Origin of the sequence: Actomonas spartinae (genome assembly GCF_051209155.1) — a bacterium.
Lineage (GTDB): Bacteria > Verrucomicrobiota > Verrucomicrobiia > Opitutales > Opitutaceae > Actomonas.
Window position 1 is genome coordinate 1,325,742 of record NZ_JBPJGB010000001.1, and the last position, 25,478, is coordinate 1,351,219.

Sequence of the window (25,478 nt, forward strand, 5' to 3'; positions counted from 1 at the left end):
AACGAAGGGAAACGGAGCCGTCAGCCTTAGGATGCTTGCCTAGGTTTATATGAGGCGGTAGGCGCTTCCTATTCATGCGCTACTGGTGGGTGAACCATAAACAAACGTTCCGTCAGGAGTTCGATGGGAAGTATGTTTGGTGCCCTAAGCTCAAGACAAACGGCAGTGTAAATCACTTCTACGAGACACTTAGGGCAGTTCGAAGTGGCGACTTGGTGTTTTCCTATGCGTTTGCTGCGGTGCAAGGCTTTGGGTTTGCGAGACGGCCTTGCTACTCGTGCCCACGTCCTAATGAGTTTGGCAAAGTTGGCGATGCTTGGGACGAACGAGGATGGCGAGCAGATGTGGATTTTCGCCGATTTAGAACCCCGATTCGGACCGCGGATTATCAGGCAAAGCTAGCGCAACTCCTGCCGCTAAAATACTCGCCAATCAAAGCCGACGGTTTCGGCAATCAGGGTGCTTACTTCGCAGAGGTGCCGGAACCTCTCGCGATGTTCATCTTGGAACTAGGGGCTCCCGAAATTGTCCCCGCGTTGAGCGGACAACTGGTGGCCGAGGACGGCCCTAGCGAAGACGAGGGTATTCCTGTGATTGTCGATTGGGAGGACAGGCAACAGCGGGTGATTGAAGACGGTGACCTCCCCCAGACTATGCGAGAGGACTTGGTCCAATCGCGTCGCGGACAAGGAAAGTTTCGCAAGGCTGTCCTTACGTTTGAACGCCATTGTCGAGTGACGCGTGTGCAGAATCCGGATCACTTGATTGCCAGCCATATTAAGCCATGGCGGGAGTCTGATGATTCGGAGCGTCTGTGTGCTGGGAATGGGCTCATGCTGACTCCGAGTATCGATCATTTGTTCGACCGCGGCTTCATCTCATTCGAAGACTCCGGTGACTTAATTGTTTCTCCAAGGGCCGATGCAGATTCGATGGTGAAGATGGGGGTTGATATCGATGCAATGCCCAACGTTGGACGTTTTAACTCCGACCAGAAGCACTTCCTCGACTACCACCGAACTGCGATCCTACTTAAGCCATTGAAATAGTCGGACGCATCGGGTGGCAGTCTGGTCAACGGGCTCCAAAGCATTCGTGTTTATTCGTGTCCATTCGTGGTTAACCCTCATTCGCTATGGCTATGGAATTTCGTCAATTGGGTCGGTCGGGGTTTAAGGTGCCGGTGTTGTGCATGGGGACGTGCACGTTTGGGCCGTCTGAGATCAATCTGGGGTGGGGCGATACCGATGCGAAGGAGGCGGCTCGCTTCATCGATATCTGTCTCGAGCACGGCATGAACTTTTTCGACTCCGCCAATGTGTATGGCGGGGGCACGGCCGAGACCGTGTTGGGCGAGGCGATCAAGGGGCGGCGCGATCAGTTGCTCATCTCCACCAAGGGCACGTTTCGGTTTGGCGAGGGGCCCAATGATGTCGGCCACTCGCGCGCCGCGATCACCAAGGCGGTCGAGGGCAGCCTCAAGCGCTTGGGCACCGACTACATCGATCTCTACGAGCTGCATGCCTTCGACGCGCTGACGCCGGTCGAGGAAACGCTGGGCACGCTCGATGACTTGGTGAAGGCCGGTAAAATCCGTTACATCGGTTGCTCCAACTTCTCCGGCTGGCACTTGATGAAGTCGCTCGCGGTGAGCGACCGGCTGGGACTGTCCCGTTACGTGGCGCACCAGGCTTACTACTCGCTGGTGGGCCGTGAGTATGAGTGGGAGTTGATGCCGTTGGCGCTCGATCAGGGCGTCGGCTTGGTGGCGTGGAGTCCGCTCGCCATGGGCCGGCTGGGCGGGGCCATGCGACGCGGTCAGCCGCTGCCGGACGTGAGCCGCCTGCACAGCGACTGGACCAAGCGCGTTTCGCCGCCGGTGCCGGATAACTTTGTTTACGACGTCGTCGACGTGCTCGACGAGGTGGCGGCGGAGACGGGCAAAACGATCGGCCAGATCGCGCTGCGCTGGGTGGTGCAGCGGCCGAGCGTGTCGACGGTGATCTTCGGCGCGCGGACCGAAAAGCAGCTGCGCGAAAACCTCGACGTGGTGAACTGGGAACTCAGCGACGCGCAGATGGCAAAGCTGTCGGCGGCGGGCGCGAAGACCAAGACCTACCCGTATTGGCATCAGGACGGTTTCGCCGAGCGGAACCCGTTCCCGTGTCAGGACTGAGGCGGACGGGTTTGTTCTTACAGAAGGTAACGAAGCGAACGAAGCCCTTGGAGCAACGTGGGTTTACACGGAGACAAGGGAGGAGAACGGAGCCGTCAGCCTGATGGTTTTTTTGACCACTACCGAGCGCAGCGACATCTGAGAGACGATGTGCCGAAGCAATTTCACAGATTGTCACAGATGCCGTCAGCCTTAGGTGGGAACGCTGATCTTCGCTGATATCCGCTCATCCTGATCAGCGAAGATTAGCGGCTATCAGCGTTCCAAGCCACGTCGGTTCGGCTTCGTGCTCTTCGTTTCCTTCTGTAAAAACGTCAGGCTGACGGTTCTGTTCCGCTCCGTTTCCTCCTGTAAATAATACTCACCCGCGTTGGGCGGCGGGGAGGGCGTTGGGGGCGGAGGATTTTTCGCGGCTGCGGATGCGCGCCAGGAGGTTGTGGGCGCCGGTGTAGAGGACGGGGATGAAGAGGAGCGTCACCAAGGTGGAGGCCACGAGGCCGCCGAGCACGGTGCGGGCGAGGGCGGCCTGGATCTCGGCGCCAGAGCCGATGCCGATGGCGAGCGGGAGCAGGCCGAGCACGGTCGTGAGCGTCGTCATGAGGATGGGCCGCAGGCGACGGGAACCGGCCTTCTTCACCGCCTCGGCCATGGAGAGGTTTTCCTCGCGGCGCAGCAGGTTGATGTAGTCGACGAGCACGATAGCGTTGTTGACCACGATACCGGTGAGCATGACGAGGCCCATGAGGCTCTGCATGTTGATGGTGGTGCCGGTGAGCAGGAGGGTCGGCACGACGCCGATGATGGCGAGCGGCACGGCGCAAAGCACCACGAGCGGATCGAGGAAGCGCTCAAACTGCGCGGCCATGACCATGTAGATGAGCAGCAGGGCAATGAGCAGCGACATGCGGAAGTCTGCGGCGGACTTGGCCTGTTCCTCGTAGGCGCCACCAAAATAGACGGACAGCCCCGGCGGGATGGCGACGTCGCCCATGCGGGCGCGGATCATCTCCACCGCGTCGCCGAGGGCGGTGCCTTTGGCGAGGTTGGCGGTGATGTAGGTGATGCGCTGGCCGTCAACACGGTCGATCTGGGGCGGGCCGCGGCTGGCTTCCTTGTCGACCACGGCGGAGAGCGGGATGGTTTCGCCGGAGGGCAGGCGGATCGGGATGTTGTCGAGCGACTGCGTGCTCTGGCGGTCCTCGGGGCGGAGGCGCACGACGATGGGGAACTCGTCTCCACCGATGCGATACGCGCCGGCGCGGCTGCCGCCGACGTTGGTCTGGAGGGTGGAGGCGACGTCGCGGATATTGAGGCCGAGCTCGGCGATTTTCTCGCGGTTGAAAATGAGGTTCTGTTCGGGGCGGCCCTCGCGGCGGCCAACGCGCACACCCTCGATGCCGGGCAGGCCCTCGATGGCGTGTTGGATCTGGCGGCCGACCTGCTGGGCGAGTTCGAGGTCGTGGCCGCGGAGCTGGATGGAAACGTCCTCGTTGCCCCCGCCGTTGCCGAAGACCATGCGGAGGATCCAGAGACCGTTCTGCGCGCTGACGCGGATGTCGGCGCCGGGGATGCGGCCGTCGGTGACGGCGCGAAGCCGGTCGGCGAGCTCCATGGTGGAGATGGAGCTGTCGTGGGACATGGCGATCTCGACCTCGGCGCGGCCGTCACGGATCTCGGTGGTGAGGTGTTCGATGGCGTCGTCGGGCACCTGCGCGGCGACGATTTTCTCGAGGTCGGTGAGGTAGCGGTTGAGGACGGCGATGTTGGTGCCGTCGGCCATGCGGATATCGACATCGATCTCGTCGGCCTCGGTTTGCGGGGCGAGTTCGACCGGGATGAGGGGGAAGGCGGCGGCGGCGGCGATGACGAGGGCCACGGAACCGAGGAGCACACGGCGCTGGTGATGGAGGGCCCAATCGAGGGCGTTGGCGTAGCGCTTTTCGAGGGCGGCGAACTTACCGCCGGCTTGGGCCGGCGAGTTGGAGGTGGAAGTTGCCGTTGAAGGTTTTTTTCGCGGCCAGCGGTCGAGGAGCTTGCTGGCGAGCATGGGCACGAGGGTGAGCGCCACGAGCAGCGAGCAGATGAGGGCGAAGACGACGACCAGGGCGAGCTGTTGGAAGATAACGCCGGAGACGGTCTGCATGAACACGACCGGCAGGAAGATGACGGTGGTGGTGAGGGTGGAGGCGACAATGGCGCCGGCCACCTCCTTGGTGCCGATGAGCGCGGCCTGGCGGCGGTCGTTGCCCTCCTCGCGCTGGCGGGTGATGTTCTCCAGCACGACCACGGCGTTGTCGACGACCATGCCGATGCCGAGGGCGAGTCCGCCGAAACTCATTTGGTTGAGCGTGAGGCCGTTGAAGTAAAGCAGGCCGAAGGTGGCGATGATCGAGATGGGAATGGCGGCCGCGATGATGAAGGTGGAGGAGCCCTTGCGGAGGAAGGCGTAGAGCACGGCGACGGCGAAGAGGGCGCCCCAGCCGGCGGAGTTGGCGACGTTGGAGATGGAGCTCTGGATGAAGGTGGCCTGGTCGGAGGCGATGAGCATGCGCAGGTCGGGTCGCTCGGCGTTGATGCGCTCGACCTCGGCGCGCACGGCTTCGGAGACGGCGACGGTGTTGGCGCCGGTCTGCTTGCGGATGGCGAAGCGGAGCATGGGGCGGCCGTCGATCTGGACGAGGCGGTTGAGGTCCTCGTAACCGAAGCTCACCTCGGCGACGTCGCCGACGCGGATGGCCTTGCCGTCGATGCGGGTGATGACGGTGTTCCGAATCTGGTCGAGGTCGGTGTATTCGCCGAGGGTGCGGACGTAGAGCTGCTGCACGCCGGAGACGACGTTGCCGCCGGGCAGGTTGATGTTGCCCGAAGTGAGGGCGGTGCGGACATCGGAGGAGGAAAGTTGCGAGGCGTTGAGGCGGTCGCGTTTGAGGTCGATGCGCACCTGGCGGTGGACGCCGCCCCAGACGTCGACGCGACCGACGCCGGGGAGCTGCTCAAAGCGTTTGGAAATCTCGCGCTCGAGGATGAGGGTGAGCTCCTGCAGGTCCCAGGTCGGCGAGGACGCCCCGACCATGATGACGGGCACGTTGTTGGGGTCGAATTTCCAGACTCGCGGCGGCTCGATCTCGGGCGGGAGATCGTCGCGGATGGGCTCCATCGCGGCGCGCAGATCGTTGGCGGCTTCGTCGAGGTTGGTGCCGCGCACGAAGTCGAGAGTGACGCGGGACTCGCCCTCCGAGGAGCGGGAGCGGACCCGCTCGATGCCGGGCACGCCGGCGACGGCGTTTTCCACCTGACGGGTGATGATCTCCTCGATCTCCTCGGGGCCGACGTTCGGGTAATCGACGGCGACGGTGAGGGAGGGGAACTCGATCGGCGGGAGCAGATCGATGGGGAGGTGGCGGAGGCCGGAAACGCCGAGGGTGATGATGATCAGGAAGACCATCGCGGTGGCGACGGGGCGTTTGACGGAGGTGTCGGTTAAGGGCATCGGAGCAAACGAAAGGGAGCGGAGATGGGTTCGGGCTCTTTCTCTTTATCTTTCTTCCTTCTCTTTATCCCCACGGGGCGAATGGCGCTCGCGGTCGCGTTTCGGTCGGCGGGGAGAAAGATAAAGATAAAGAAGGAAGAGAAAGATTGAGCTTCGCTCAGGAGTCCTGGCGGGCGGTGGCTTCGAGGACTTCCTTGAGGAGATCCTCGCGATTGAGGCTCTGCAGCTCGCGGATGTGGTCCCAGGTGACCGGGCGCACGCGGGCTACGGAGCGGCCGTTGGAAGCGAGCAGATCCTGACCGAGGGAGACGACCCAATCGGTCGGGTTGAGGTTGCCGATGGCGACTTCGTTGGCACCGCGGGCGAGGACCTCGATGTTGCGGAAGTTGACCGGGAGCGGTTCGGAGAGGGAATCGGGGCGGGCGGCGATGGCGCCGGAGTCGAGCGTTTCGACGCCGAGGACGAAGACACCTTCGCGGCCGGTGTTGGGATCGGTGAAGAGCGCGCTGGTCGGCACGAGCGTGGCCTGGCGGCTTTGGCCGTAGAGGATGTCGACCGGGAGGAACATGCCGGGGCGCAGATGACCGTTGGGTTTCTCGATGCGGATCTCGGCCTCGGTCGAGCGGGTGATCTCGTTGAGGAAGGGGGAAATGCGGGCGACGGTGCCGGCGAGTGGCTCGGTCTCGCCGGTGAGGTCCTGGATGAGGAGTTCGGCGGGCTGGCCGACCTCGATGTAGCCGATCATGGCGTCGGTGAGGTTGACGCGCACGTGGAGTGCGGAGAGGTCGCCGATGGTGAAGAGAGCGGAGGAAGGCGAGACCTGCATGCCGATCTCGGCGCGGCGGGCGCCGACGACCCCGGCGACCGGGGCACGGACGAGGGTGCGGGCGAGCAGGTCGCGGCGTTCGGCGAGGTTGGCGGAGGCCTGCTCGAGTTCGGCCTCGGCGAGTTCGACATCGGCGGCGGCGGAGTCGCGTTGGGCGGCGAGGGTTTCGTATTCGAGATCGGAAACGAGGTCGCGTTCGTTGAGTTCGCGGGAGCGACGGGCCTGGGCCTCGGCTTCGGCGAAGCGGGCGCGGGCCTGGCGAAGGCGGGCGGCGGCGATGCGGTGGCCGGCCTCGGACTGGCGGACCTGCTCGCGGACCTGATCGTCGTTGATGCGGACGAGGATGTCGCCGACCTGCACTTCGTCGCCGTCGTCGACCAGCACCTCATCGATGCGGCCGGTGACCTCGGGGTAAAGCACGACCTGGTTGTCGGCCCGGACGGTGCCGGAGAGGCGTTCCTCGAGCGGGAGCGAACCGCGACGGGCCTGCACGGCTTCGACGGGCGGGGCGACGGTCGCCGGAGCGGCCGCGGTCGGGCCGGATTTGGAGCAGGCGCCCAGCAGCAAGGCGGCGGCGAGCAGCGCGAAGGGCATCGCGCGGCGGGCGCCGGCACTGAGGGCGCCGCGGCGGCGCGGGGAGGTGGTGGAGGCCGAGTAGAGCACGGTCGCAAGGTTGCACGGTGCGGGCCAAGCGCAACTTATGGGCGGCATCGAACGGTTCGAGGTTTGGTAGCACGTTGACCGGGATTGCGGTCGGGGGACGGATGCGTTGAGCTAAGTGTATGGAAGACAGGGATACAGCGATGAACGGTGACGAAATGCGGTTGAGCCCGCTGGAGGCCCGCGTGTTGGGCTGCCTGATGGAAAAGGAGGCGACGACGCCCGATGTTTACCCCTTGTCGCTCAATTCGCTGGTCAATGCTTGCAACCAGAAGAGCAATCGCTCGCCGGTGATGGAGGTGGGCGAGGAGGAAGTGACCGCAGCGATCGAGCTCCTGCGCGAGAAACACCTCGTGACCCTGTTTTCCGGGGCGGGCGCCCGGGCGGTGAAATACCGGCACAAGTTTGCCGAGGCCTGGCCGGTCGAGCCGGTGGCGCAGGCGGTGATGTGCGAACTGCTCCTGCGCGGACCGCAGACCACGGCCGGCCTACGGGGCAACTGTGAGCGATTGGCGGCGATGCCGGAGCTGGCTGAAGTGGATGCGGTGCTGGCGGATCTGGCGGCACGACCGTCGGGCGCCTTGGTGCGCAAGCTCGAACGGCAGGCGGGGCAGAAGGAAGGCCGCTGGGCCGCGCTGATCGTGGAGGGCGGCGACGTCGTGGGGGTGGGGGAAACGGTGCCGACGAAGGTGGCGGTGGCGCTCACTTTACCGCCGGAGGCCGAGGCGCGGTTGGCGGCCTTGGAAGCGGAGGTGGCGACGCTGCGGACCGAGTTGGCGACGCTGAAGGCCGAGCTGGGGGCGTAGCGCTGAGGCGGACCGAAGGGCAGGTTTTCTGAACCACAGAAAGCACGGAGCTGCACAGCGGGGAACGGGGTCCGAGGGGCAACGTGACGCCGTCGGGGACTTCGGCGTCCACCTTTGAGTCTGAAGGTGGACCGCGACCTCCGGACGCGGTGCGGCGGTGGAGTGGGAAACGGGGTTGAACCGCAGATGACGCAGATGGGCGCGGATGCTGAGGCAGACGCTGAGGGGCAGGGCGTTTTTTTAACCACAGATTCCACAGACGGGCACAGATGCCGTGAGGCAGGGACTTTTGGGCCCCGGATATACCCGGATGCCTTTGAACGGGTTGTAAGGCCGGGGGCTTCGTGAGGTAGGCGAGGCGGGAACGCTGAGATGCGCTGATCTCCGCTCATCCGGATCAGCGAAAATGAGCGTGAATCAGCGCTCCGATTCCCACCCGTTTAGGCGGTGACGCTGTCGGGGACCGCCGCGTTCGCGGGACAGGCGTCGGCGTCCACCGTTGAGTCTGAAGGTGGACCGCGACCTCCGGACGCGGTGCTGCGGTGGAGCGGGAAACGGGGTTGAACCGCAGATGACGCAGATGGGCGCGGATGCTGACGTAGACGCTGAGGGGCAGGGCGGTTTCTTGGCCACAGATTCCACAGACGGGCACAGATGCCGGAGGCAGGGACTTTTGGGCCACGGGTATACCCGGATGCCTTTGAACGGGTTGTAAGGCCGGGTGCCTCGTGAGGCAGGCGAGGCGGGAACGCTGAGATGCGCTGATCTCCGCTCATCCGGATCAGCGAAAATGAGCGTGAATCAGCGTTCCGATTCCCACCCGTTTAGGCGGCCCGTAACCGCTGGTCAGCCGGCGTCGCGTTCGATCTGGAGGTCGGCGGCGAGGAAGTGGCCGGCACATTCGTAGCGGTAGACGATACGGTTGGCCTTGGAGGCGGAGCCGGTGGAAAGTTTTTGGGCCCGGATGATGGTGGGCAGCGTGAGCATGCAAGGGTGGCCCGCGTCGCAGAGCACGTTCTTGAAGTTGCCCACGGTCATGTTGGTGAGCTCGCCGATGGTGTCCTTGATGAGATCGAAGCCTTCCAACATCACCTCGGCGCGATTCATCCCGAGGGCCTTTTCGGTGGCAAACAGGGCGAAGTCCTCGTCGAGGCAAAGGTAGACGATGCCGTTCACATCTCCCACGAAACCGACACTGCCGATCACGTAGGCCCCGTTACCGTCGGCGGCGGGAATGGGTTTCGTCGAGGAACCCATCTCCACGACGGCCTCGTCCAGCATGGTGTTGCAGACGTTGTCGACCGCTCGGTTAATGGCGTTGCGAACGATGTCCTCGGAGATGCTCGAGGTGGGTTGGGGCGGCGATTCAGCGGTGGACATGAGAACACTTTATGATCGGCCGGATTAGCACCGGGTTTAGGGTGGGTTTTGGAAATAGGAGGGGCAGCGCTGGAAATGTCGCCAATTTGCTTCAACGTGCTTCACCGTTGCCATGGCCGGGGGATTTTAGCGAAATTTCATGCACTTCGACCCGCGTTGTGGGCGGGGATTTGCCGAGTTTCATGCCGACACCCACTCCAGATGCCGAAACGCGCGAGCAATTGCTCGGCATGGTTTTTGATCGTGCCCGCGACATGATGGTGCTCAGCAAGGTCGATCCGGAGGAGTTGTTCAGGGTCGTGAGCGTGAACGACAGCTACCTGCAGGTGGCGCGAGCGGCGGGCTACGAGGTGATTCGGGAGGAGTTGGAGGGGCGCACGTTCGGCGAAGTGATGGTGCGGCTCAACTTTGCGCCGGAGATGGTGGAGCAGATTCGCGAGCGGTATCTCGAGGTTCTGCGCACCGGGCGTCGGGTGGATTACGAGGAAGTCGTGACCACGCCCGGCGGCGTGTTCTACGGTGAATGCACCATCACCCCCTTGCTGGACGAGGACGGGCGCTGTGCGTGGTTCCTCTACTCGATGCGCGACGTGACCCAGGAGCGGCGGGCGGAATTGGCGCGGCGGGAGTCGGACGCCAAGTATGCGACGTCATTTCGTTTGAGTCCGGCGGCCATGCTGCTGGCCGATCAGGGAACCGGAGAGATCCTGGAAGTGAACGAGGCGTTTGAACGGATCACGGGTTTCAAACGCGACGAGGTGCTGGGTCGCACGGCGCTCAGTCTGGGGATTATCGAAGGCAAGGCGGAGCGCGACGAACGGGCCGCCCGCATTCTGGCGCAAGGCGAGATCCGCGATGAGCCGGGGCGTTTTCGCCGCAAGGACGGCATGTGGGTCGATGCGATCAGCTGGGCCGCGCTGGTCGAGGTCGACGGTCGCAAATGTATCCTCAACACGGTCGAGGACATCACGGATCGCCTGCGGGCCGAAAAGGAGCGCATCGAATTGGAGCGGCACTTTCGGCAAAGTCAGAAGCTGGAAGCGTTGGGCACCCTGGCCGGTGGTATCGCGCACGATTTCAACAACATCCTCACGAGTCTGCTGGGCCATTGTGAACTCAGCCTGCGGGAGGTTCCGCCGCAGTCGGAAGTCAAGGGCCGCTTGGAATCGATCCGGCGCTCCGGTCTGCGGGCGCGTGATTTGGTGCGGCGGATCCTGACCTTCAGCCGGCAACAGGCGCAGGAACACACCGACCTCATGCTTGATGGGCTCCTGTTGGAAGTGAAGTTGCTCCTTGAATCCTCCTCGCCGCCTTCGATTCGGGTTGAACTCGATGTCCCCGACGAGGTGCGTCCGGTGTCCGGCGACAGCAGTCAGTTGCATCAGGTGTTCCTCAACCTTGGCACGAATGCGGCGCACGCCATGCGGGAACGGGGTGGGGTGCTCGGGCTGGATTTGTGTTTTGCCACCATCGCTCCCGAACAAGCGGCGGCCATCGGTCTGCTCGAGTCCGGAGACTACGCCGTCATCAAGGTGCGGGATGAGGGGCACGGGATGTCGCCGGAAATCCGGCACCGGATCTTCGAGCCCTTCTTCACCACGAAGCCGATCGGCGAGGGCACGGGCCTGGGCTTGGCGATGGTGCAGGGCATTGTGACGGACCATCATGGCGCCGTGACGGTGGAGAGCACCGAAGGCAAGGGCACCACGCTCGCGGTTTACCTGCCGGTGCAGCGGACCGCGACCATCGGTCGCGGCCTGTTTGAAGGGCAGATGCCGCAAGGCACCGGCGAGCGCGTGCTGGTGGTGGACGATGAGCCGGGCGTAGGGGAGTTGATGAGCCGACTTTTGCAGTGCATCGGCTATCGGGTTGAGGTCTGCAAATCGGCTGAGACGGCATGGGCACTTTTTCGGGTTGAGCCGACCCGGTTCGACCTACTGCTGACGGATCTGACCATGCCGGGGTGGAACGGCTTGGAGTTGGTGCGCCACGTGCGCGAACTGCGGCCGGATCTGCCGGTGTGCCTCATGTCCGGCTATGCGGGCAACCTGTCCCGCGACGACATGCGCCGTCTGGGCGTGTCCGAATTCATCGGTAAACCGCCCGAGCTGCGCGTTCTCGCGCGCAAGCTGCACGCGGCGCTGCATCCGGCGGCGACCGACTGACGGGGGGCGAACGGAGCCGTGGCTTACTCGGCGGCCGGCACCGGCAGGTCGAACTCCTTGAGGATCGCGTCGATCATGGCGGTCTTTTCGGCGTGCGGCATGGCCGGGTGGAGGCCGCTCTGGCGCACGGTGCCGTCGGGCGCGATGATGGCCATGTGCGGGATGCCGGTGACGCCGTAGTCCTCGTTGAAGACCTCCTGTTCGCTGAAGGCGACGGTCCAGGTCATATCCTTGGCGAGGATGAAGTCGTCCATCAAGGCATGCTCCCGAGCGGGATCGTCGCGGGTGTCGATGGGCGTCGGTTGCAGGCCCATGACGCGGCCCTGCAGGCTGGTGACGCCCACGACCTCGACCGGGCTGTCGGCGTAGTGCGCGGTGAGTTCGCGCATCTGGGGGAAGGAGCGGATACAGGGGCCGCACCAGGTGGCCCAAAAGTCGAGCACGACGACTTTGCCCCGCAGGTCGGAGAGGTGCTTGAGGCCGGTTTGGGTGGACCAGGTGAAGTCGAGTTCCGGCGCCGGTTGACCGACGAGTTTGTCGCTTGCTGCCTGCGCCGCCAGCATGGTCTCGGCGCGCTGGATCATTTGCTTGGCGACGACGGCGGCCTCGGATGCGGGGAAGCGGACGGTGACGTCGTGGAGGAGATCAATCACGTCCTCCAAATCGGCGCCGAGCTGAGCGCGCAGCAGGGCGCGGGTCATGGCGATGCGGGCGGCATCTTCGCCGCCATCTTCCGCGGTCTTGGTGACAAGGGCGTCGAGTTCGGCCAGCTCGGGCTCGAAGTCCTCGGCGGACCGGGCGCCGTCCTTGGCCTTGGCTTGGACGCGGGCCGTGATGGCTTCGAGTTCGGTGATGGCGGGAGAGGTGACGGAGGCCTCGACGGCCGGGCTGGCTTCATCCTGGGCGACCAGTGGGACGGAGGCGGCGGGCAACAGGGCGAGGGCAATGCGGAGGGCGGAAGGGAGTCGATTGAGCATAAAGGTGGTGAATCTAAATGGACGCGAAGGCGGTGGAAAGATTAACGGACCGCGAGATGGGAAACGCGTTCCGACATTGACAGGGCTTGGCGACTGACTGCGCTGGGTCGTTCTCCCTTTTGCGCAACCATGACTGACAAGAGCCTCCCGTTTACCCGCGACCAGTTGGAAGCGATCGCCACCCAGGTGCCGACGCCGTTCCACATCTACGACGAAGCCGCGATGCGGGCGAACGCGCGGGCGCTTTACGAAGCGTTCTCGTGGGTGCCGGGTGGTTTTAAGAATTTCTTCGCGGTGAAGGCTTTGCCGAATCCGCATGTGATGCAGGCGCTGAAGGAGGAGGGGCTCGGTGGTGACTGCTCGTCGTTTGGGGAGTTGGTCCTGTGTGAGGCCGTCGGCATCACGGGCGAAGACATCGTGTTCACCTCCAACGACACGCCGGCCTACGAATACCAAAAGGCGGCCGAGCTGGGCGCGATCATCAACCTCGACGACATTTCCCACATCGAGTTCCTGGAGAAGGCCCTGGGCGGGAAGCTGCCGGAGCTGCTTTGCTTCCGCTACAACCCGGGACCGCTCAAGGCCGGCAACGCCATCATCGGCAAGCCGGAGGAGGCCAAGTATGGCTTCACCCGCGAGCAACTTTTCGAAGGTTACCGGATGGCGCAGGCCAAGGGGGTGAAGCGCTTCGGACTGCACACCATGGTGGCGTCCAACGAGCTCAACCCCGACTACTTCGTGGAGACCGCGCAGATGCTCTTCGACCTCGTGGTCGAGTTGCACCGCGAGCTGGGGATCCGCTTTGAGTTTCTTAATCTCGGTGGCGGCATCGGCATCCCGTATCGCCCCGAGGATACGGCGGTCGATCTCGCCCGTGTGGGCGCCGGCATTCGTGCCGCCTACGAAGCCTCGATTGTCGCGGCGGGCTTGGGTCCGATCAAGATCACCATGGAATGCGGCCGCATGATCACCGGTCCCTATGGTTACCTGGTGGGCCGCGTGCTGCACAAGAAGGCGATCTACAAGAACTACGTCGGCCTCGACGCCTGCATGGCCAACCTCATGCGCCCGGGCATGTATGGCTCCTATCACCACGTGAGTGTGCCAGGCCGCGAGGATGCGCCGAAGAAGGTCTACGACGTCACCGGCTCCTTGTGCGAGAACAACGACAAGTTTGCCATCGACCGCGAGATTCCGGACCCGGAGATCGGCGACCTGGTGGTGATCCACGACACCGGCGCGCACGGTCACTCCATGGGCTTCAATTACAACGCGAAGCTGCGTTCGGCCGAGGTGCTGTGGCAGGGCGGCGACCAGTGGAAGTTGATCCGCCGGGCGGAGACCCTGGCCGATCATTTCGCGACGCTGGAGTATCCGGGGCTGGGGTGAGCGGATTTTCGATTTTCGATTCTGGATTTTCGAAGGGTGAGTGAGGCGGGCGCTGCGCGGTCGGCGCAGCGTTGTCGCGCGGCGCCGAGGAACGAAAGCTGAACGCAGAGCGGTCTCTGCCTGCGCAAGGATGCGTATGGTGGCTTGGGGCGGCGGGCGCTAGGGTGGCGGGGCCTTGAGCGATTCGACTCCGCCACCGCTGCCTGCCCACGCCACCCTTGCCCCGCCGCCGTTGCCGGCGACCGGAGTGAACTGCGCTTACACGACGCGCCACGACGCGTTCACGCCGACGTGGGAGCTGCAATTGCGCGGCGGGGAACTCGTGATCGTCGCCGAGCGGGCGGAGGTGCGGCGCATCACGCTGGCGGAGGTGACCGAGCTGCGCCTGGAATTTGCCCCCACGCGGGTGGAGCCGAACCGCTACCGGTGTCGCTTGGTGATGCGGCGAGGCGCACCGCTGACGTTTTTCAATCGATCCTACGAAGGGCTCGCGCAGTTCCGCGAAACCTCGACCGACTATGTGGCTTTCATGACGGCTTTGCTGCGCCACCTCAGTCGGCATGCGCCGGGCTGCCGGTTTGTCGCCGGGGCCAGTGCCGGGACCTACGCGTTGAGTGTGGTGGGTTTCGGGATCGCGGTGGTGGCGGTGCTGGGCGTCGCGGTCTTCGCCATCCTGGTCGGACTCTGGTGGCTCGTGATCGTGAAGGCGCTCGTGATCGCCTTCTACCTGCCCAACGCATGGCGCTGGCTGCAGCGCAATCGGGAGCGCTGGTTCGAGCCCGACGCGCCGCCGGCCGCCGTGTTGCCAATCGAGGCATAAAAAAGCCCCGTCCGCGCAGAGCGGGACGGGGCTGGAAGGGGAGGAAGAACTCGCGAGTGCTTACTTGGCTTCCGCGACCGCGGCCTGGGCAGCGGCGAGGCGGGCGACCGGCACGCGGTAAGGCGAGCAGGACACGTAGGCGAGGCCGAGCTTGTGGCAGAACTTCACGGAGTCCGGATCGCCGCCGTGCTCACCGCAGATGCCGAGCTTGATGTCGGGGCGGGTGGTGCGGCCCTTGGCGATGGCGATTTCCATGAGCTGACCGACGCCGGTCTGGTCGATCGAGGCGAAGGGGTTCTTCGGCAGGATCTCGTTCTCGGCGTAGGGGCTGAGGAAGGAACCGGAGTCGTCGCGGGACATGCCCAGGGTGGTCTGGGTGAGGTCGTTGGTGCCGAAGGAGAAGAACTCCGCGGTCTTGGCGACTTCGTCGGCGGTGAGGGCACCGCGCGGGATCTCGATCATGGTGCCGACGGAGTAGCTGACCTTGGTCTTCTGCTCCTTCATGACGGCGGCGGCCTCGGCGTGCACCGTGGCGACCTGGATCTCGAGTTCCTTGGCGAAACCGACGAGCGGGATCATGATTTCAGGCTTGGCCTTGATGCCCTTCTTCTTGGCTTCAACGGCGGCCTCGATGACGGCGCGAGCCTGCATGCGGGTGATCTCCGGGTAGCAGATGCCGAGACGGCAGCCGCGGAAACCGAGCATGGGGTTGAACTCATGGAGCTCAGCCACGCGGGTCATGATCTTCTCGACCGGAATGCCCAGGGTGTGGGCGAGATCGAGCTGCTGCTCCTTGGTGTGGGGCAGGAACTCGTGCAGAGGCGGATCGAGGAAGCGGATGGTGGCGGGGAAGCCGTTCAGCGCCTTGAAGATGCCGAAGAAGTCCTTGCGCTGGAAGGGCAGGAGCTTGGCGAGGGCGGCCTCGCGGGCCTCGGTGTTGTCGGCGAGGATCATTTCCCGCATCGCGTCGATGCGCTTGCCCTCGAAGAACATGTGCTCGGTGCGGGTGAGGCCGATGCCGACGGCGCCGAACGCGACGGCCTGAGCGGTCTGCTCGGGGGTGTCGGCGTTGGTGCGGACCTGCAGCTTGGTGACCTTCTTGCACCAGCCCATGAGCTGGACGAAGTTCTGGTAGGTGCCGCTCTTTTGGGCCTTCTTGTTGCCCTTGATGAGGCCCTGGATGACCTCGGACGGAGCGGTGGGAACCTCACCGGCGAACACGGAACCGGAGGTGCCGTCGATGGAGAGGAAGTCGCCTTCCTTCCAGACCTGCTTGCCGACCGTGAGGGTGCGGGAGTCGTAGTCGACCTGGAGGGCGGCGGCGCCGCACACGCAGACCTTGCCCATCTGGCGGGCGACGAGGGCGGCGTGGGAGGACACTCCACCGCGGGCGGTGAGGATACCCTCGGCGGCGATCATGCCGCGGAGGTCTTCCGGGGAGGTCTCGACGCGCACGAGCAGGACCTTGTGGCCCTTGTCGGCGGCCTCAACGGCGCGGTCGGCGTTGAAGTAGATCTTGCCGGTGGCGGCACCCGGGCCGGCGGGCAGGCCGGTGGCGATCTTGGTCGCGGCCTTGGCGGCCTTGGTGTCGAAGATCGGGGCGAGCACCTGCTCGAGCTGGTCGGCCGGGACGCGGGTGATGGCGGTCTTCCAGTCGATGAGCTTCTCCTTCACCATTTCGCAGGCGATGCGGACGGCGGCGACGCCGGTGCGCTTACCATTGCGGGTCTGGAGCATGTAGACCTTGCCCTCCTGAATGGTGAACTCGAAGTCCTGCATGTCCTTGAAGTGCTTCTCGAGCACGGCGCGGATGCGTTCGAGTTCCTTGAGGGAGGCGGGCTGCTTCTTGGCGAGCTTGGCGACGGGGTCCGGGGTGCGGACACCGGCGACGACGTCCTCGCCCTGGGCGTTCATGAGGAACTCGCCGTAGAACACCTTCTCACCGGTGGCGGGGTCGCGGGTGAAGGCGACGCCGGAGCCGGACTCCTTGCCGGTGTTGCCGAAGACCATGGCCTGCACGTTGACGGCCGTGCCCCACTCGGCGGGGATGTTGTATTTGCGGCGGTAAACGATCGCGCGGTCGTTCATCCAGGAGCCGAACACGGCGCCGATGGCGCCTTCGAGCTGCTTCCACGGATCGGCCGGGAAGTCTTTGCCGGTGCGGTCCTTCACCAGCTTCTTGAAGCGGGCGATGACCTCCTTGAGCTGGTCGGCGGAGAAAGCGGTGTCTTCGGCATCGGCGTCACCGAGGAGCTCGGCCTTGGCGTGTTCGATGACGGTTTCGAAGGGCTCGTGGTCCTCACCCGGGCGCTTCTGCACGCCGAGCACGACGTCGCCATACATCTGGATGAAGCGACGGTAGCAGTCCCAAGCGAAGCGCGGGTTGTTGGTGGCCTTCTCGAGGGCGACGACGGTCTCGTCGTTGAGACCGAGGTTGAGGATGGTGTCCATCATGCCCGGCATGGAGTCGCGGGCGCCGGAGCGGACGGCGACGAGGAGCGGGAAGCCGGAGGCGTCACCGAACTTGGTGCCCATGCTCTTCTCCATCTTGCGCACACCTTCCTCGATCTGCGCCTGGAGCTCGGTCGGGTATTTGCGACCGTGATCGTAGAAGTAGGTGCAGACCTCGGTGGTCACGGTGAAGCCGGCGGGGACGGGGAGTCCGATGCGGCTCATCTCGGCGAGGTTGGCGCCCTTGCCGCCGAGCAGGTTCTTCATCGTCGAATTGCCGTCGGCTTTACCATCGCCCCAGGAGTAAACATACTTCGGGGCCTTGGCGGCGGATTTGGTTTTGGCGACGGCCTTTTTTACGGCCTTCGCGGCTTTTTTAACCACCTTTTTGGCGGTCTTTTTGGCTTGGGTTTTGGATGCCATGTTTTGGATCAGGTATTGAGAGAAAACGGAGACGTCCTCCGGAGACGCAAAGGTCCAGCGAATAGGGTTGCCCGGGGGAGTGTCAACGCCTGCTTGGGGCTAGTAGCGTCGGTTATCGCAGTTCGCGTTGAGCGGGGACGGCGCGGCGGGCCGATTTCGCGGATTGCCTTGGCTGGGGCCGGCGGGTGGCATGGCGGCCATGTCTGAAGCTTCGACTGAGACCAAAGTGCGTTGCGGCGTGGCGGGGGTGGGATCCCTCGGCCAACACCACGCTCGGATCTATGCAAGCCTGCCGAACGTGGAGTTCGTCGGCATCTTCGAAACCAGCGACGAACGCGCGGCGGAGATCTGCGGACGCCATGGCTGCCAGCGCTTTGCTACACTGGAGGAACTGGGCGCGGCCTGTGATGCGGTGTCGGTCGTGGTGCCGACGGACCTGCACGAAAAGGTGGCGCTGCCGCTGCTCGCGGCGGGTTGCCATCTCATGATTGAGAAACCGATCTGTGCGTCGCTGGCGGAGGCGGAGCGTGTGCTGGCCGCGGCGCGGGAGCACGACCGCATCGTGCAGGTGGGGCACATCGAACACTTCAATCCGGTGATGGGGTTTTTGGAAAAGGAAGTCGTCGCGCCGAAGTTCATTACGGCGGAGCGGCTCGCGCCCTTTACGCCGCGCGGCACCGAGGTCGGCGTGGTGCTCGATCTCATGATCCACGACATCGGCATCGTGCTGCAGTTGGTGCAGTCGCCGGTGAAGAAGATCGAGAGCGTCGGCGTGAGCCTGGTTTCCAAGACCGAGGACATCGCCAACGCCCGGATCGAATTTGAAAACGGGTGTGTGGCCAACCTGAGCACCAGCCGCATGAGCCTGAAGAAGGTGCGCGAGATCCGCGTGTTTCAGGAGAGCGGTTACTTCTCCTTCGATTTCATGCGCCAGAGCGGCCACCTTGTGCGCACGACCGGTCTGCTGGATTATGCCGGTAAACTGCGCACCGGTGCGGTCGATCCGACCGACCTCAGCGCGCTGCCGCTGGAGCCGGTGCCCATCGAAAAGGGTGAACCGCTCGCGCTGGAGCTGGCGCATTTCACCGAGACCGTGGCTCGGGCTCAACAACCCAAGGTCGGCGGCGCGCTCGGCCGCCAGGCGCTCGAGGTCGCGATCGCAATCACGGAGCAAATCCGCGCGGCCAAGCAGGACTAGGTTTTTACCACGGATGAACACGGATAAACACAGATCGGGGGACGGATGTATCCGTGTTTATCCGTGTTCATCCGTGGTTTTGTCTTTTTTTTCATGAGTGATGCCCTGCCATACCGTTTGCCGAGTCCCGCGGAGGGACGGGTCGACCTGTTGGTGGTGGCGGCGGAGCATTCGGGGGACCAACACGCGGGGCGGATGGTGCGGGGGGTGTTGGCGGCGGAGCCGGAGCGGCGCGTGTGTGCGCTGGGTGGACCCGCGTTGGCGGCGGCGGGGGCGCAATTGCTCGCGGATCTCACGGCGCAGTCGACGATGGGTTTCGCGGTGTTCGGCAAACTCTCGTTCTACCGCACCTTGATTGCGGAGGTCGTGCGTTGGGTCGGCGAACACCGCCCGGCCGCGGTGTGTTTTGTTGATTCGTCCGGACTCAATCTGCGCATCGCCAAGGGGCTGTTCGAAGCGGGTTATTCGGCCAAGGCCGGTGGTCACACCAAGGCGCTGTATTACATCTCTCCGCAGATTTGGGCTTCGCGCGCCAAACGGCGGTTTGCGATGGCGGAGCACCTTGACGGGCTCGCGTCGATTTTTCCGTTTGAGCGCGAAGTGTATGCCGACACGTCGCTGCCGGTGGAGTTTGTGGGGCATCCTTTCGTGGCGCCTGATTACGCGCCGCCGGTGCGTTATGATCCGGCCGGGCCGGTGCTGCTCTTGCCGGGCAGTCGCACCGGGGTGGTGAAGCGCCTTTGGCCGGTGATGTTGGCGGCGTTTGCGCGGCTGAGCGGAACACGGGAGGCCCTCACACTTTATCCGAGCGATGGGATTCTCGAAACGCTGCGCGCGGCGAGTCCACCCGAAAGCGTGCGCTTGGTGAAGACCAACGAAGCGGGCGACGCGATCGGGGCTGCGGCGGTGCTGACGACCAGCGGCACGATGTCGATGCACTGCGCCTTGGCCGGCATTCCCGGCGTCGTGACCTACAAAACCGATCCGCTCACCTACTGGCTCGGTCGGATGCTGGTGAAGGTGGAGTATCTCGGCATCGCGAACCTCCTGTTGAAGGAGGAGATGTATCCCGAATACATCCAGGGCGCGGCGACGGCGGAGGCTTTGGGCCGGGAACTGGAACTGGCGCTCGCCGATGAAACGCGGCGCACGCGCACGGCGGCCTTGGCGGCCAAGCTTCGTGCGATGCTGGCGGTCGAGGCGAAAGCCGACGCGACGCAGTGGATGTTGGCGCAGCTGCGGGCCGCGCGTTAATCGCGGTCCGCCTTCATCAGTTCCTCAAACCACGCCAAGGCCTCGTCGAGGTGCGGCAGGTAGTTGGCGTGCGGACCGTCGAAATATTCGAGGCGAACGTTGCGGGCGCCTTTTTTGCGCAGGGTCGTGCGCACGTCTTTCATCTGTTGGCGGGAAGAGACCTGATCGAATTTTCCGGAGCTCAGAAAGTAGCCCATGTCCTTGAGCGCCTCGCGGTCGGGATCGTAGGCATCGATGATGTCCACCCACTTGTTCTCGTTGCAGCCCGACATGTAGGCGCCGACGACGTGGCGGCCTTGGGCGATCGCACTGCCGGCGAGGAGTTGGGACATCTTGGAGCCTCCGGAGAATCCGGCGAAGGCGGTGGGCCAATCCCGGCTGGCGGGAAAGAGGTCGGCCAGCGTGCGAAAGGCGGCGAGGCACGCGGCGCGGCGACTCGTGACCGTGTCCTGCTCCCGGTCGGGCCAGGGGTGGGGCTGGCCGGTGAGCACGATCCAGCCGCGGTCGAGGGCGCGTTCGCGGTAGACCTCCATTTCCTTGAGGTTGGATTGGTAGGGGTCGCCGGTGACCGAGGTGAAGAGGACCGGCGTGGGGGACGCGGGATCGAAGCCGTCGGGCAGGGCCAGGCCGATGAGCACGACCTCGGGTTGTCCCGCGCCGCCGGCGGCGAGGAGCTGAGCTTCCTCCGGGGTGGTGGCGATTTGCAGGATGTTGGTCTCACGGACGCTGAGCTGCAGGGACCCTGCGGCGAAGGCCAGGCTGGCGCTCAGGCAGGCGGCGAGGGTGAGGCCGGCAAAATTCTTTCTCGTTCTCATGGGCATTCTCGTTCTCGTTCGAGGGCTCGTTTTTATCGAGAAAGAGAACGAGCAAGAGAACGAGAACGAATCGCGACCATGCCCACCCGCACGCTCACTGGCATCACTCCCTCCGGCACCCTGCATGTCGGCAACTATTTCGGCGCCATGCGCCCGGCGATCGCCGCCCAGGATTTGGGCGAGTGTTATTACTTCATCGCCGACTACCACTCGATGACGACGGTCTTCGATCCGGCCGAGCGTCGCGCCAACACCCTCGGTATTGCCCTGGATTGGCTGGCCTGCGGACTCGATCCGGTGAAGAGCGTGTTCTGGAAGCAGAGCGATGTGCCCGAGGTCTGCGAACTCACCTGGCTGCTCGGCTCGCTCACGCCCATGGGCCTCCTGGAGCGCGCCCACAGCTACAAAGACAAGACCGCCAAGGGCATCGCGCCCAACTTCGGCCTCTTCGCCTATCCGGTGCTCATGGCCTCCGACATCCTGCTCTACGACACGACCGTCGTGCCGGTGGGCAAGGACCAGAAGCAGCATCTCGAGATGACCCGCGACATCGCCATCAAGTTCAACCAGACCTACGGCGAAACCTTCGTGGTGCCCGAGCCGTCGATCGCCGAGGAGGTGGCGGTCATTCCCGGCCTCGACGGTCAGAAGATGAGCAAGAGCTACAACAACACGCTGCCCATCTTCGGCGAGGAGAAGGTCCTCAAGAAGAAGATCATGTCCATCGTGATGGACAGCCGCACGCGCGAGGAACCGAAGCCCGACGGCGAACAGTTGCCCGCCTCGCAATTGCTCAAGTTCTTCGCCCCGGTCGACACCTATCGCGCAACGATGGATCAGCTCATGGCCGGCGGCTTCGGTTACGGCGACCTTAAGAAGGCGCTCTTCGAACACTACTGGGAATTCTTCCGCGAGGCCCGTGCCCGCCGCGCCGAACTCGAGGCCGATCTCGGTCAGGTTGAAGCGGTGCTGCGTGACGGCGCCGAGCGAGCCCGCGCGGTGGCGCACGACGTGATGACCCGCGCCCGGAAGGCCTGCGGGTTGATTTGACCGACCGAATTTCGCGCGCATTGCGTTTCGTCGATTTTGGGCGCAGGTCGCGGGCATGCTTTCGTCCCTGCGTCTCTTCGGTGGAGTGTTGATTTTGGGTTTCGCGGTCAGTGCCACCCGCGCCGCGACCAACTACGTCGTGGTGACAGCGACGGCCTCCCCTGGTTACGAACGCGAGGATGCCGACGGTGCGTTGCGACCGCAGAGCTACGTCATTTCCAAGGGCCAAAACTTCGGTGCCGGCCGTGATGCGCAGACGGCCGATGCGCAGTTTGACCTGGTGCTGAAAGCCCTGGCCCCGGCGCTGGCCGAGCAGGAGTATTGGCCGGCCGATGGCATCGAAAACGCCGATTTGTTGATCGTGGTGCATTGGGGCGAAACCGAGGTCTACGAGGACCCGATGGCCGACTACATGGCTGAGGCCTACAATCAGGCTTTGAACGACTACCGTGCGAACGCCGATGAAGCGGGCAACGCCGACCCGGGCCGGCTCAACGAACTCAAACGCCAGGACGCCATGACCGGCACGCTCGCCGCCCAGTCGCGTCGCACCAACGCCGAGTTGCTGGGCTACCAGGGCAGCCTCGAAAAGGAGGAGAAGCGCTACTTCGCCAGCGAGGACGAACGCACCATGAAGGCGGAGTTGGCCGAGAATCGCTACTTCGTCGTGCTCATGGCCTGGGACTACGCGGAGCTGCGCCGCGGCGGTCCGGGCACCTTGCGCTGGGTCACCCGCATGAGCGTGCGTTCACCCGGCAATCGTTTCGCCGAGACCGTGCCCGCGTTGCTGCGCCAAGGTGCACCGCTCTTTGGGCGCCAGAGTGACGGACTGGTGCGGCACCGCGAAGTGATCGATCGCCGCAAGGGCGAGGTTGAGATCGGCGACACCGAAGTGGTGGACGAAGCACCGCTGCCGGTTAGATCACCGTGACCGGCGGGCGGGGCAGGGCGGCGATGCGGGTCATGATACGCTCGCTCGCGACCTGGTAGCGTTCCTTGCCGGCGGAAGCATCGTCGAGCTCGGCGACGGTCACCGGTTGGCCAAAGACGATCGTGACCGGCACCCCGGGGCGCAGAAACCTGCCGCGACCCCAGGCGACGTGGGAGTCGAAGATGCGCACGGGCACGACCGGCACGTTGGCCTTGCAGGCGATCATGCCGACACCGGACTTGGGCGTCTGCAGCTCACCGTCGGCAGAACGGGTGCCTTCGGGGAAGAGGATGAGCGCGCGGCCTTCTCGCAGGGTTTTCAGCACACGCTTGATGGCCGAGACATCGGAGCCGCCGTCACGGTCGACCGGGATGCAGCCAGCCTGGTCCATCCACCAGCTTGCCCAGCCACCCTTCCACAGGGTCTTGCGGGCAAAAAACGCGATCTGCCGCGGCACCTGGCAGCCGATGGCGGGCGGATCGAGGTGGCTGGCGTGATTGGCGGCGAAGAGGAAGCCACCGGTCGCCGGAATGTTCTCGAGGCCGACCACGTCGCCGCGAAACAGCATGCCGTGCAGCGTCTTGAAGATGTAGTGGGAAACCCCATACACCGGTGTCATGTCGACCTGCGGAAACGCCTGGCTCATGTGACCGGGGAAAGACGGGTGGAAAGGTGCTCGGTGAGCAGATCGACGACCTCGGGCAGGGTGAGGTGGGTGCTGTCGATGTCGGTCGCACCGGCCGGGCACGCGAGGGGCGCGGTCTTGCGCGAGGTGTCGAGGCGATCGCGCTCGGCGATCGAATCGGTCTGCCCTTCGGCGGCGCGACGGCGGGCGCGTTCCTCGGGATCGGCGTGGAGGAAGAAGCGGAAATCGGCGTCGGGGAAGATGACCGAACCGATGTCGCGGCCTTCCATCACGAGTCCGCGAAAACCGTGGGCGCGGGCGACGTCGGCCTGACCGCGTTGGTAATCGAGCAGGGCCTGCCGCAGCTGGGGCACGGCGGCGAAGTGCGAGACGTTGGCGTTCACCTCGGGCGTGCGGATCTCGGCGTCGGGCACGATGCGGCCGTTGATCTTCATGTTGGCGCGACGGCCGTCCACGGCGGTTTCGAGCGGCAGGGCCTGGGCGGCGATGGCGATGCCCGCCTCGTCACCCGCGGTCAGGCCGGTGCGCAGCAGCTCCGCCGTCATGGTGCGGTAGAAGGATCCGGTGTCGACGTGCAGGAGGTTGAAGCGCTCGCTGAGCGCGCGGGACGTCGAGGATTTGCCGGAGGCGGCGCCGCCATCGATGGCGACGATGATGAACGAGGAGTCGGTCACCTCGCAGAGGATTTTTCGCGGACCGACTCCAGCAACCCAAAAAAGTGCGGAAAGGTTTTTGCGCACACGTCGGGCTGCTCGATCGAGAGCCAGGGCGTGCCGTCGCCGCGCAGGTCATGGCAGCCGAGAATGCCGAAGCTCATGGCGAAACGATGGTCGCCGTAGGTTTGGATCGTTTGGCCGGCGAGGAGGGGACGTGGCGTGATGAGCAGGCTGTCCTCCTCCTCCACGACATCCTGCCCGAGACGACGGAGCTCGGTGGCCATGCCCGCGACGCGATCGGTTTCCTGGTGGCGGGTGTGGGCGATGCCAGTGATGCGGGTCGGACCTTTGAGCAACGGGGCGAGGGCGGCGAGGGTGAGAAAGGTGTCGGAGATTTCGCGGAAGTCCTCGTCGAGCAGGTCGCCGGGGGGGCGGGCGACGACGCGTTGCAAGACCTCGGCGTAGGCCGCGTCGCCCTGCAGGCCGGCCCCGGGCGGGCGCAGGCCGGGAAAGGCGAGTTCACCGCCGACGACCAGGGGCAGGGTCTGCCAGTAGGATGCGGCGGTGGCGTCGGGCTCGATGACGTGGTGTTCGGGCAGCGTGTAGGCGGCGGGTGTGACGCGAAAGCGACCGTCGATGGCGGCGGGCAGTTCGACGCCAAACTCGGCCATGAGCCGCCGCGTCATTTCCACAAAGGTCCAACGCACCTGGCCGACCAATTGGATGTCGATGGGGCCGGTGGCGCTCGGTGCGACCATCAGCAGCGCGGACAGCAATTGGCTGCTGGCGGAGGCATCGAGCTCGAGGCTGCCGCCGGTGAGTCCGCGGGCGTGGATCTCGAGCGGAAAGAAACCTTCCTCGCCGGGGCAGCGCACGTCGGCGCCAAGCGTGCGCAGGGCGTCGATGAGGCCGGCCATTGGTCGTTTCCGCATCTGTTCGACGCCATCCATCCGGTAGACGCCGCGCGGCGCGGCGGCGCAGAGCGCGGTGAGAAAACGGGCGGCGGTGCCGGCGAGACCGACGAAGAGTTCGACCGGGGCGTCGGATTGAAAGAGACGATCCTGATTGGAGACGCGCAGCGTGAGGGCGTCTTCATCGGCCTCGACGGTGCAGCCGAGGGCGCGCAAGGCGGCGGCCATGAGGCGGGTGTCCTCGCTGAACAGCGCGCCGGAAAGGGTGACGGGCGTGTTGCCGAGGGCGGCCAGCAACAAGGCGCGGTTGGTGAGGCTCTTGGAGCCGGGCAGGATCACCTCGCCGCGCGCCGGCGCGGTGAAGGGGGTGATGGGAAGCAGGTCGGGCAGCGTGCTCAAGCGGAACAGGGAAGAGAACCAGAACAAGAAAGAGAACGAGAAAGATGGGTCGGGT

Annotated in this window: 19 protein-coding genes; 10 read left to right on the top strand and 9 right to left on the bottom strand. The window is 64.7% G+C overall.

Going from position 1 to position 25,478, the window contains the following annotated elements; all coding sequences use genetic code 11:
* The first annotated feature begins 74 nt into the window (after nucleotides 1-74).
* Together AC0MRV_RS05420 and AC0MRV_RS05425 are read left to right on the top strand one after the other, a co-directional pair.
* Nucleotides 75-1,049, top strand: coding sequence for an HNH endonuclease (locus tag AC0MRV_RS05420; protein ID WP_472763418.1), 975 nt, complete (start codon nucleotides 75-77; stop codon nucleotides 1,047-1,049).
* Between the two features lie 86 nt (nucleotides 1,050-1,135).
* Nucleotides 1,136-2,176 (top strand): aldo/keto reductase, encoded by a 1,041-nt coding sequence (locus AC0MRV_RS05425; RefSeq protein ID WP_472763419.1) that lies wholly within the window; start codon nucleotides 1,136-1,138, stop codon nucleotides 2,174-2,176.
* Nucleotides 2,177-2,537: 361 nt separating this feature from the next.
* On the opposite strand, the gene AC0MRV_RS05430 is transcribed toward AC0MRV_RS05425, so the two are convergent.
* Nucleotides 2,538-5,666 (bottom strand): efflux RND transporter permease subunit, encoded by a 3,129-nt coding sequence (locus AC0MRV_RS05430; protein ID WP_472763420.1) that lies wholly within the window; start codon nucleotides 5,664-5,666, stop codon nucleotides 2,538-2,540.
* A gap of 157 nt (nucleotides 5,667-5,823) precedes the next feature.
* Nucleotides 5,824-7,155: an efflux RND transporter periplasmic adaptor subunit gene (locus AC0MRV_RS05435; protein ID WP_472763421.1), complete on the bottom strand. Its 1,332-nt coding sequence runs from the start codon at nucleotides 7,153-7,155 to the stop codon at nucleotides 5,824-5,826.
* 140 nt (nucleotides 7,156-7,295) lie between these two features.
* Here AC0MRV_RS05435 and AC0MRV_RS05440 point away from each other — a divergent pair, with 140 nt between their 5' ends.
* On the top strand, nucleotides 7,296-7,958 hold the full coding sequence (locus AC0MRV_RS05440) for a YceH family protein (RefSeq protein WP_472763422.1): 663 nt from the start codon (nucleotides 7,296-7,298) through the stop codon (nucleotides 7,956-7,958).
* Nucleotides 7,959-8,804: 846 nt separating this feature from the next.
* On the opposite strand, the gene AC0MRV_RS05445 is transcribed toward AC0MRV_RS05440, so the two are convergent.
* Nucleotides 8,805-9,338: a chemotaxis protein CheX gene (locus AC0MRV_RS05445; RefSeq protein ID WP_472763423.1), complete on the bottom strand. Its 534-nt coding sequence runs from the start codon at nucleotides 9,336-9,338 to the stop codon at nucleotides 8,805-8,807.
* A gap of 182 nt (nucleotides 9,339-9,520) precedes the next feature.
* Here AC0MRV_RS05445 and AC0MRV_RS05450 point away from each other — a divergent pair, with 182 nt between their 5' ends.
* Nucleotides 9,521-11,503 (top strand): PAS domain-containing hybrid sensor histidine kinase/response regulator, encoded by a 1,983-nt coding sequence (locus AC0MRV_RS05450; protein WP_472763424.1) that lies wholly within the window; start codon nucleotides 9,521-9,523, stop codon nucleotides 11,501-11,503.
* Between the two features lie 23 nt (nucleotides 11,504-11,526).
* Here AC0MRV_RS05450 and AC0MRV_RS05455 read toward each other — a convergent pair whose 3' ends face one another.
* On the bottom strand, nucleotides 11,527-12,480 hold the full coding sequence (locus tag AC0MRV_RS05455) for a TlpA family protein disulfide reductase (RefSeq protein ID WP_472763425.1): 954 nt from the start codon (nucleotides 12,478-12,480) through the stop codon (nucleotides 11,527-11,529).
* A gap of 129 nt (nucleotides 12,481-12,609) precedes the next feature.
* On the opposite strand from AC0MRV_RS05455, the gene lysA reads away from it, so the two are divergent.
* Both lysA and AC0MRV_RS05465 read left to right on the top strand, forming a co-directional pair.
* A complete protein-coding gene (gene lysA, locus AC0MRV_RS05460) occupies nucleotides 12,610-13,869 on the top strand; it encodes a diaminopimelate decarboxylase (RefSeq protein ID WP_472763426.1) in 1,260 nt (419 codons plus the stop codon).
* A gap of 175 nt (nucleotides 13,870-14,044) precedes the next feature.
* The gene (locus AC0MRV_RS05465) at nucleotides 14,045-14,689 is read left to right on the top strand and encodes a hypothetical protein (protein WP_472763427.1); all 645 of its coding nucleotides are present in this window, start codon (nucleotides 14,045-14,047) and stop codon (nucleotides 14,687-14,689) included.
* A gap of 60 nt (nucleotides 14,690-14,749) precedes the next feature.
* Here the strand turns inward: AC0MRV_RS05465 and ppdK are convergent, their stop codons facing one another.
* Nucleotides 14,750-17,563, bottom strand: a complete 2,814-nt coding sequence (gene ppdK / locus AC0MRV_RS05470; RefSeq protein WP_472763428.1) for a pyruvate, phosphate dikinase — start codon at nucleotides 17,561-17,563, stop codon at nucleotides 14,750-14,752.
* A gap of 199 nt (nucleotides 17,564-17,762) precedes the next feature.
* Here ppdK and AC0MRV_RS05475 point away from each other — a divergent pair, with 199 nt between their 5' ends.
* Together AC0MRV_RS05475 and AC0MRV_RS05480 are read left to right on the top strand one after the other, a co-directional pair.
* Nucleotides 17,763-18,761 (top strand): Gfo/Idh/MocA family oxidoreductase, encoded by a 999-nt coding sequence (locus tag AC0MRV_RS05475; protein WP_472763429.1) that lies wholly within the window; start codon nucleotides 17,763-17,765, stop codon nucleotides 18,759-18,761.
* A gap of 93 nt (nucleotides 18,762-18,854) precedes the next feature.
* On the top strand, nucleotides 18,855-20,015 hold the full coding sequence (locus AC0MRV_RS05480; RefSeq protein WP_472763430.1) for a lipid-A-disaccharide synthase: 1,161 nt from the start codon (nucleotides 18,855-18,857) through the stop codon (nucleotides 20,013-20,015).
* Here the strand turns inward: AC0MRV_RS05480 and AC0MRV_RS05485 are convergent.
* Nucleotides 20,012-20,830, bottom strand: coding sequence for an alpha/beta hydrolase (locus AC0MRV_RS05485; protein WP_472763431.1), 819 nt, complete (start codon nucleotides 20,828-20,830; stop codon nucleotides 20,012-20,014). The two genes, AC0MRV_RS05480 and AC0MRV_RS05485, sit on opposite strands and share 4 nt — an antisense overlap.
* A 78-nt stretch (nucleotides 20,831-20,908) precedes the next feature.
* Between AC0MRV_RS05485 and trpS the strand changes: the two genes are divergently transcribed.
* A complete protein-coding gene (gene trpS / locus AC0MRV_RS05490; protein WP_472763432.1) occupies nucleotides 20,909-21,880 on the top strand; it encodes a tryptophan--tRNA ligase in 972 nt (323 codons plus the stop codon).
* Nucleotides 21,881-21,935: 55 nt separating this feature from the next.
* A complete protein-coding gene (locus tag AC0MRV_RS05495; protein ID WP_472763433.1) occupies nucleotides 21,936-22,811 on the top strand; it encodes a hypothetical protein in 876 nt (291 codons plus the stop codon).
* Here AC0MRV_RS05495 and AC0MRV_RS05500 read toward each other — a convergent pair.
* From AC0MRV_RS05500 to aroA, 3 genes are read right to left on the bottom strand one after another with little or no spacing between them, the layout of a single operon-like run.
* Nucleotides 22,798-23,457: a lysophospholipid acyltransferase family protein gene (locus AC0MRV_RS05500; RefSeq protein WP_472763434.1), complete on the bottom strand. Its 660-nt coding sequence runs from the start codon at nucleotides 23,455-23,457 to the stop codon at nucleotides 22,798-22,800. The two genes, AC0MRV_RS05495 and AC0MRV_RS05500, sit on opposite strands and share 14 nt — an antisense overlap.
* Nucleotides 23,454-24,131, bottom strand: coding sequence for a (d)CMP kinase (gene cmk, locus AC0MRV_RS05505; RefSeq protein WP_472763435.1), 678 nt, complete (start codon nucleotides 24,129-24,131; stop codon nucleotides 23,454-23,456). The genes AC0MRV_RS05500 and cmk overlap by 4 nt, the downstream gene beginning before the upstream one ends.
* Nucleotides 24,128-25,423, bottom strand: coding sequence for a 3-phosphoshikimate 1-carboxyvinyltransferase (gene aroA, locus AC0MRV_RS05510; RefSeq protein ID WP_472763436.1), 1,296 nt, complete (start codon nucleotides 25,421-25,423; stop codon nucleotides 24,128-24,130). The genes cmk and aroA overlap by 4 nt, the downstream gene beginning before the upstream one ends.
* Nucleotides 25,424-25,478 lie beyond the last annotated feature (55 nt).

Bases quoted from the DNA above. Each gene is read 5' to 3' on its own strand.
- AC0MRV_RS05430 (WP_472763420.1), bottom strand. From the start codon at position 5,666: ATGCCCTTAACCGACACCTCCGTCAAACGCCCCGTCGCCACCGCGATG.
- AC0MRV_RS05450 (WP_472763424.1), top strand. From the start codon at position 9,521: ATGCCGACACCCACTCCAGATGCCGAAACGCGCGAGCAATTGCTCGGC.
- lysA (WP_472763426.1), top strand. From the start codon at position 12,610: ATGACTGACAAGAGCCTCCCGTTTACCCGCGACCAGTTGGAAGCGATC.
- AC0MRV_RS05440 (WP_472763422.1), top strand. From the start codon at position 7,296: ATGAACGGTGACGAAATGCGGTTGAGCCCGCTGGAGGCCCGCGTGTTG.
- AC0MRV_RS05420 (WP_472763418.1), top strand. From the start codon at position 75: ATGCGCTACTGGTGGGTGAACCATAAACAAACGTTCCGTCAGGAGTTC.
- AC0MRV_RS05500 (WP_472763434.1), bottom strand. From the start codon at position 23,457: ATGAGCCAGGCGTTTCCGCAGGTCGACATGACACCGGTGTATGGGGTT.
- ppdK (WP_472763428.1), bottom strand. From the start codon at position 17,563: ATGGCATCCAAAACCCAAGCCAAAAAGACCGCCAAAAAGGTGGTTAAA.
- AC0MRV_RS05480 (WP_472763430.1), top strand. From the start codon at position 18,855: ATGAGTGATGCCCTGCCATACCGTTTGCCGAGTCCCGCGGAGGGACGG.
- AC0MRV_RS05425 (WP_472763419.1), top strand. From the start codon at position 1,136: ATGGCTATGGAATTTCGTCAATTGGGTCGGTCGGGGTTTAAGGTGCCG.
- AC0MRV_RS05475 (WP_472763429.1), top strand. From the start codon at position 17,763: ATGTCTGAAGCTTCGACTGAGACCAAAGTGCGTTGCGGCGTGGCGGGG.
- AC0MRV_RS05495 (WP_472763433.1), top strand. From the start codon at position 21,936: ATGCTTTCGTCCCTGCGTCTCTTCGGTGGAGTGTTGATTTTGGGTTTC.
- AC0MRV_RS05445 (WP_472763423.1), bottom strand. From the start codon at position 9,338: ATGTCCACCGCTGAATCGCCGCCCCAACCCACCTCGAGCATCTCCGAG.
- trpS (WP_472763432.1), top strand. From the start codon at position 20,909: ATGCCCACCCGCACGCTCACTGGCATCACTCCCTCCGGCACCCTGCAT.
- AC0MRV_RS05485 (WP_472763431.1), bottom strand. From the start codon at position 20,830: ATGAGAACGAGAAAGAATTTTGCCGGCCTCACCCTCGCCGCCTGCCTG.
- AC0MRV_RS05455 (WP_472763425.1), bottom strand. From the start codon at position 12,480: ATGCTCAATCGACTCCCTTCCGCCCTCCGCATTGCCCTCGCCCTGTTG.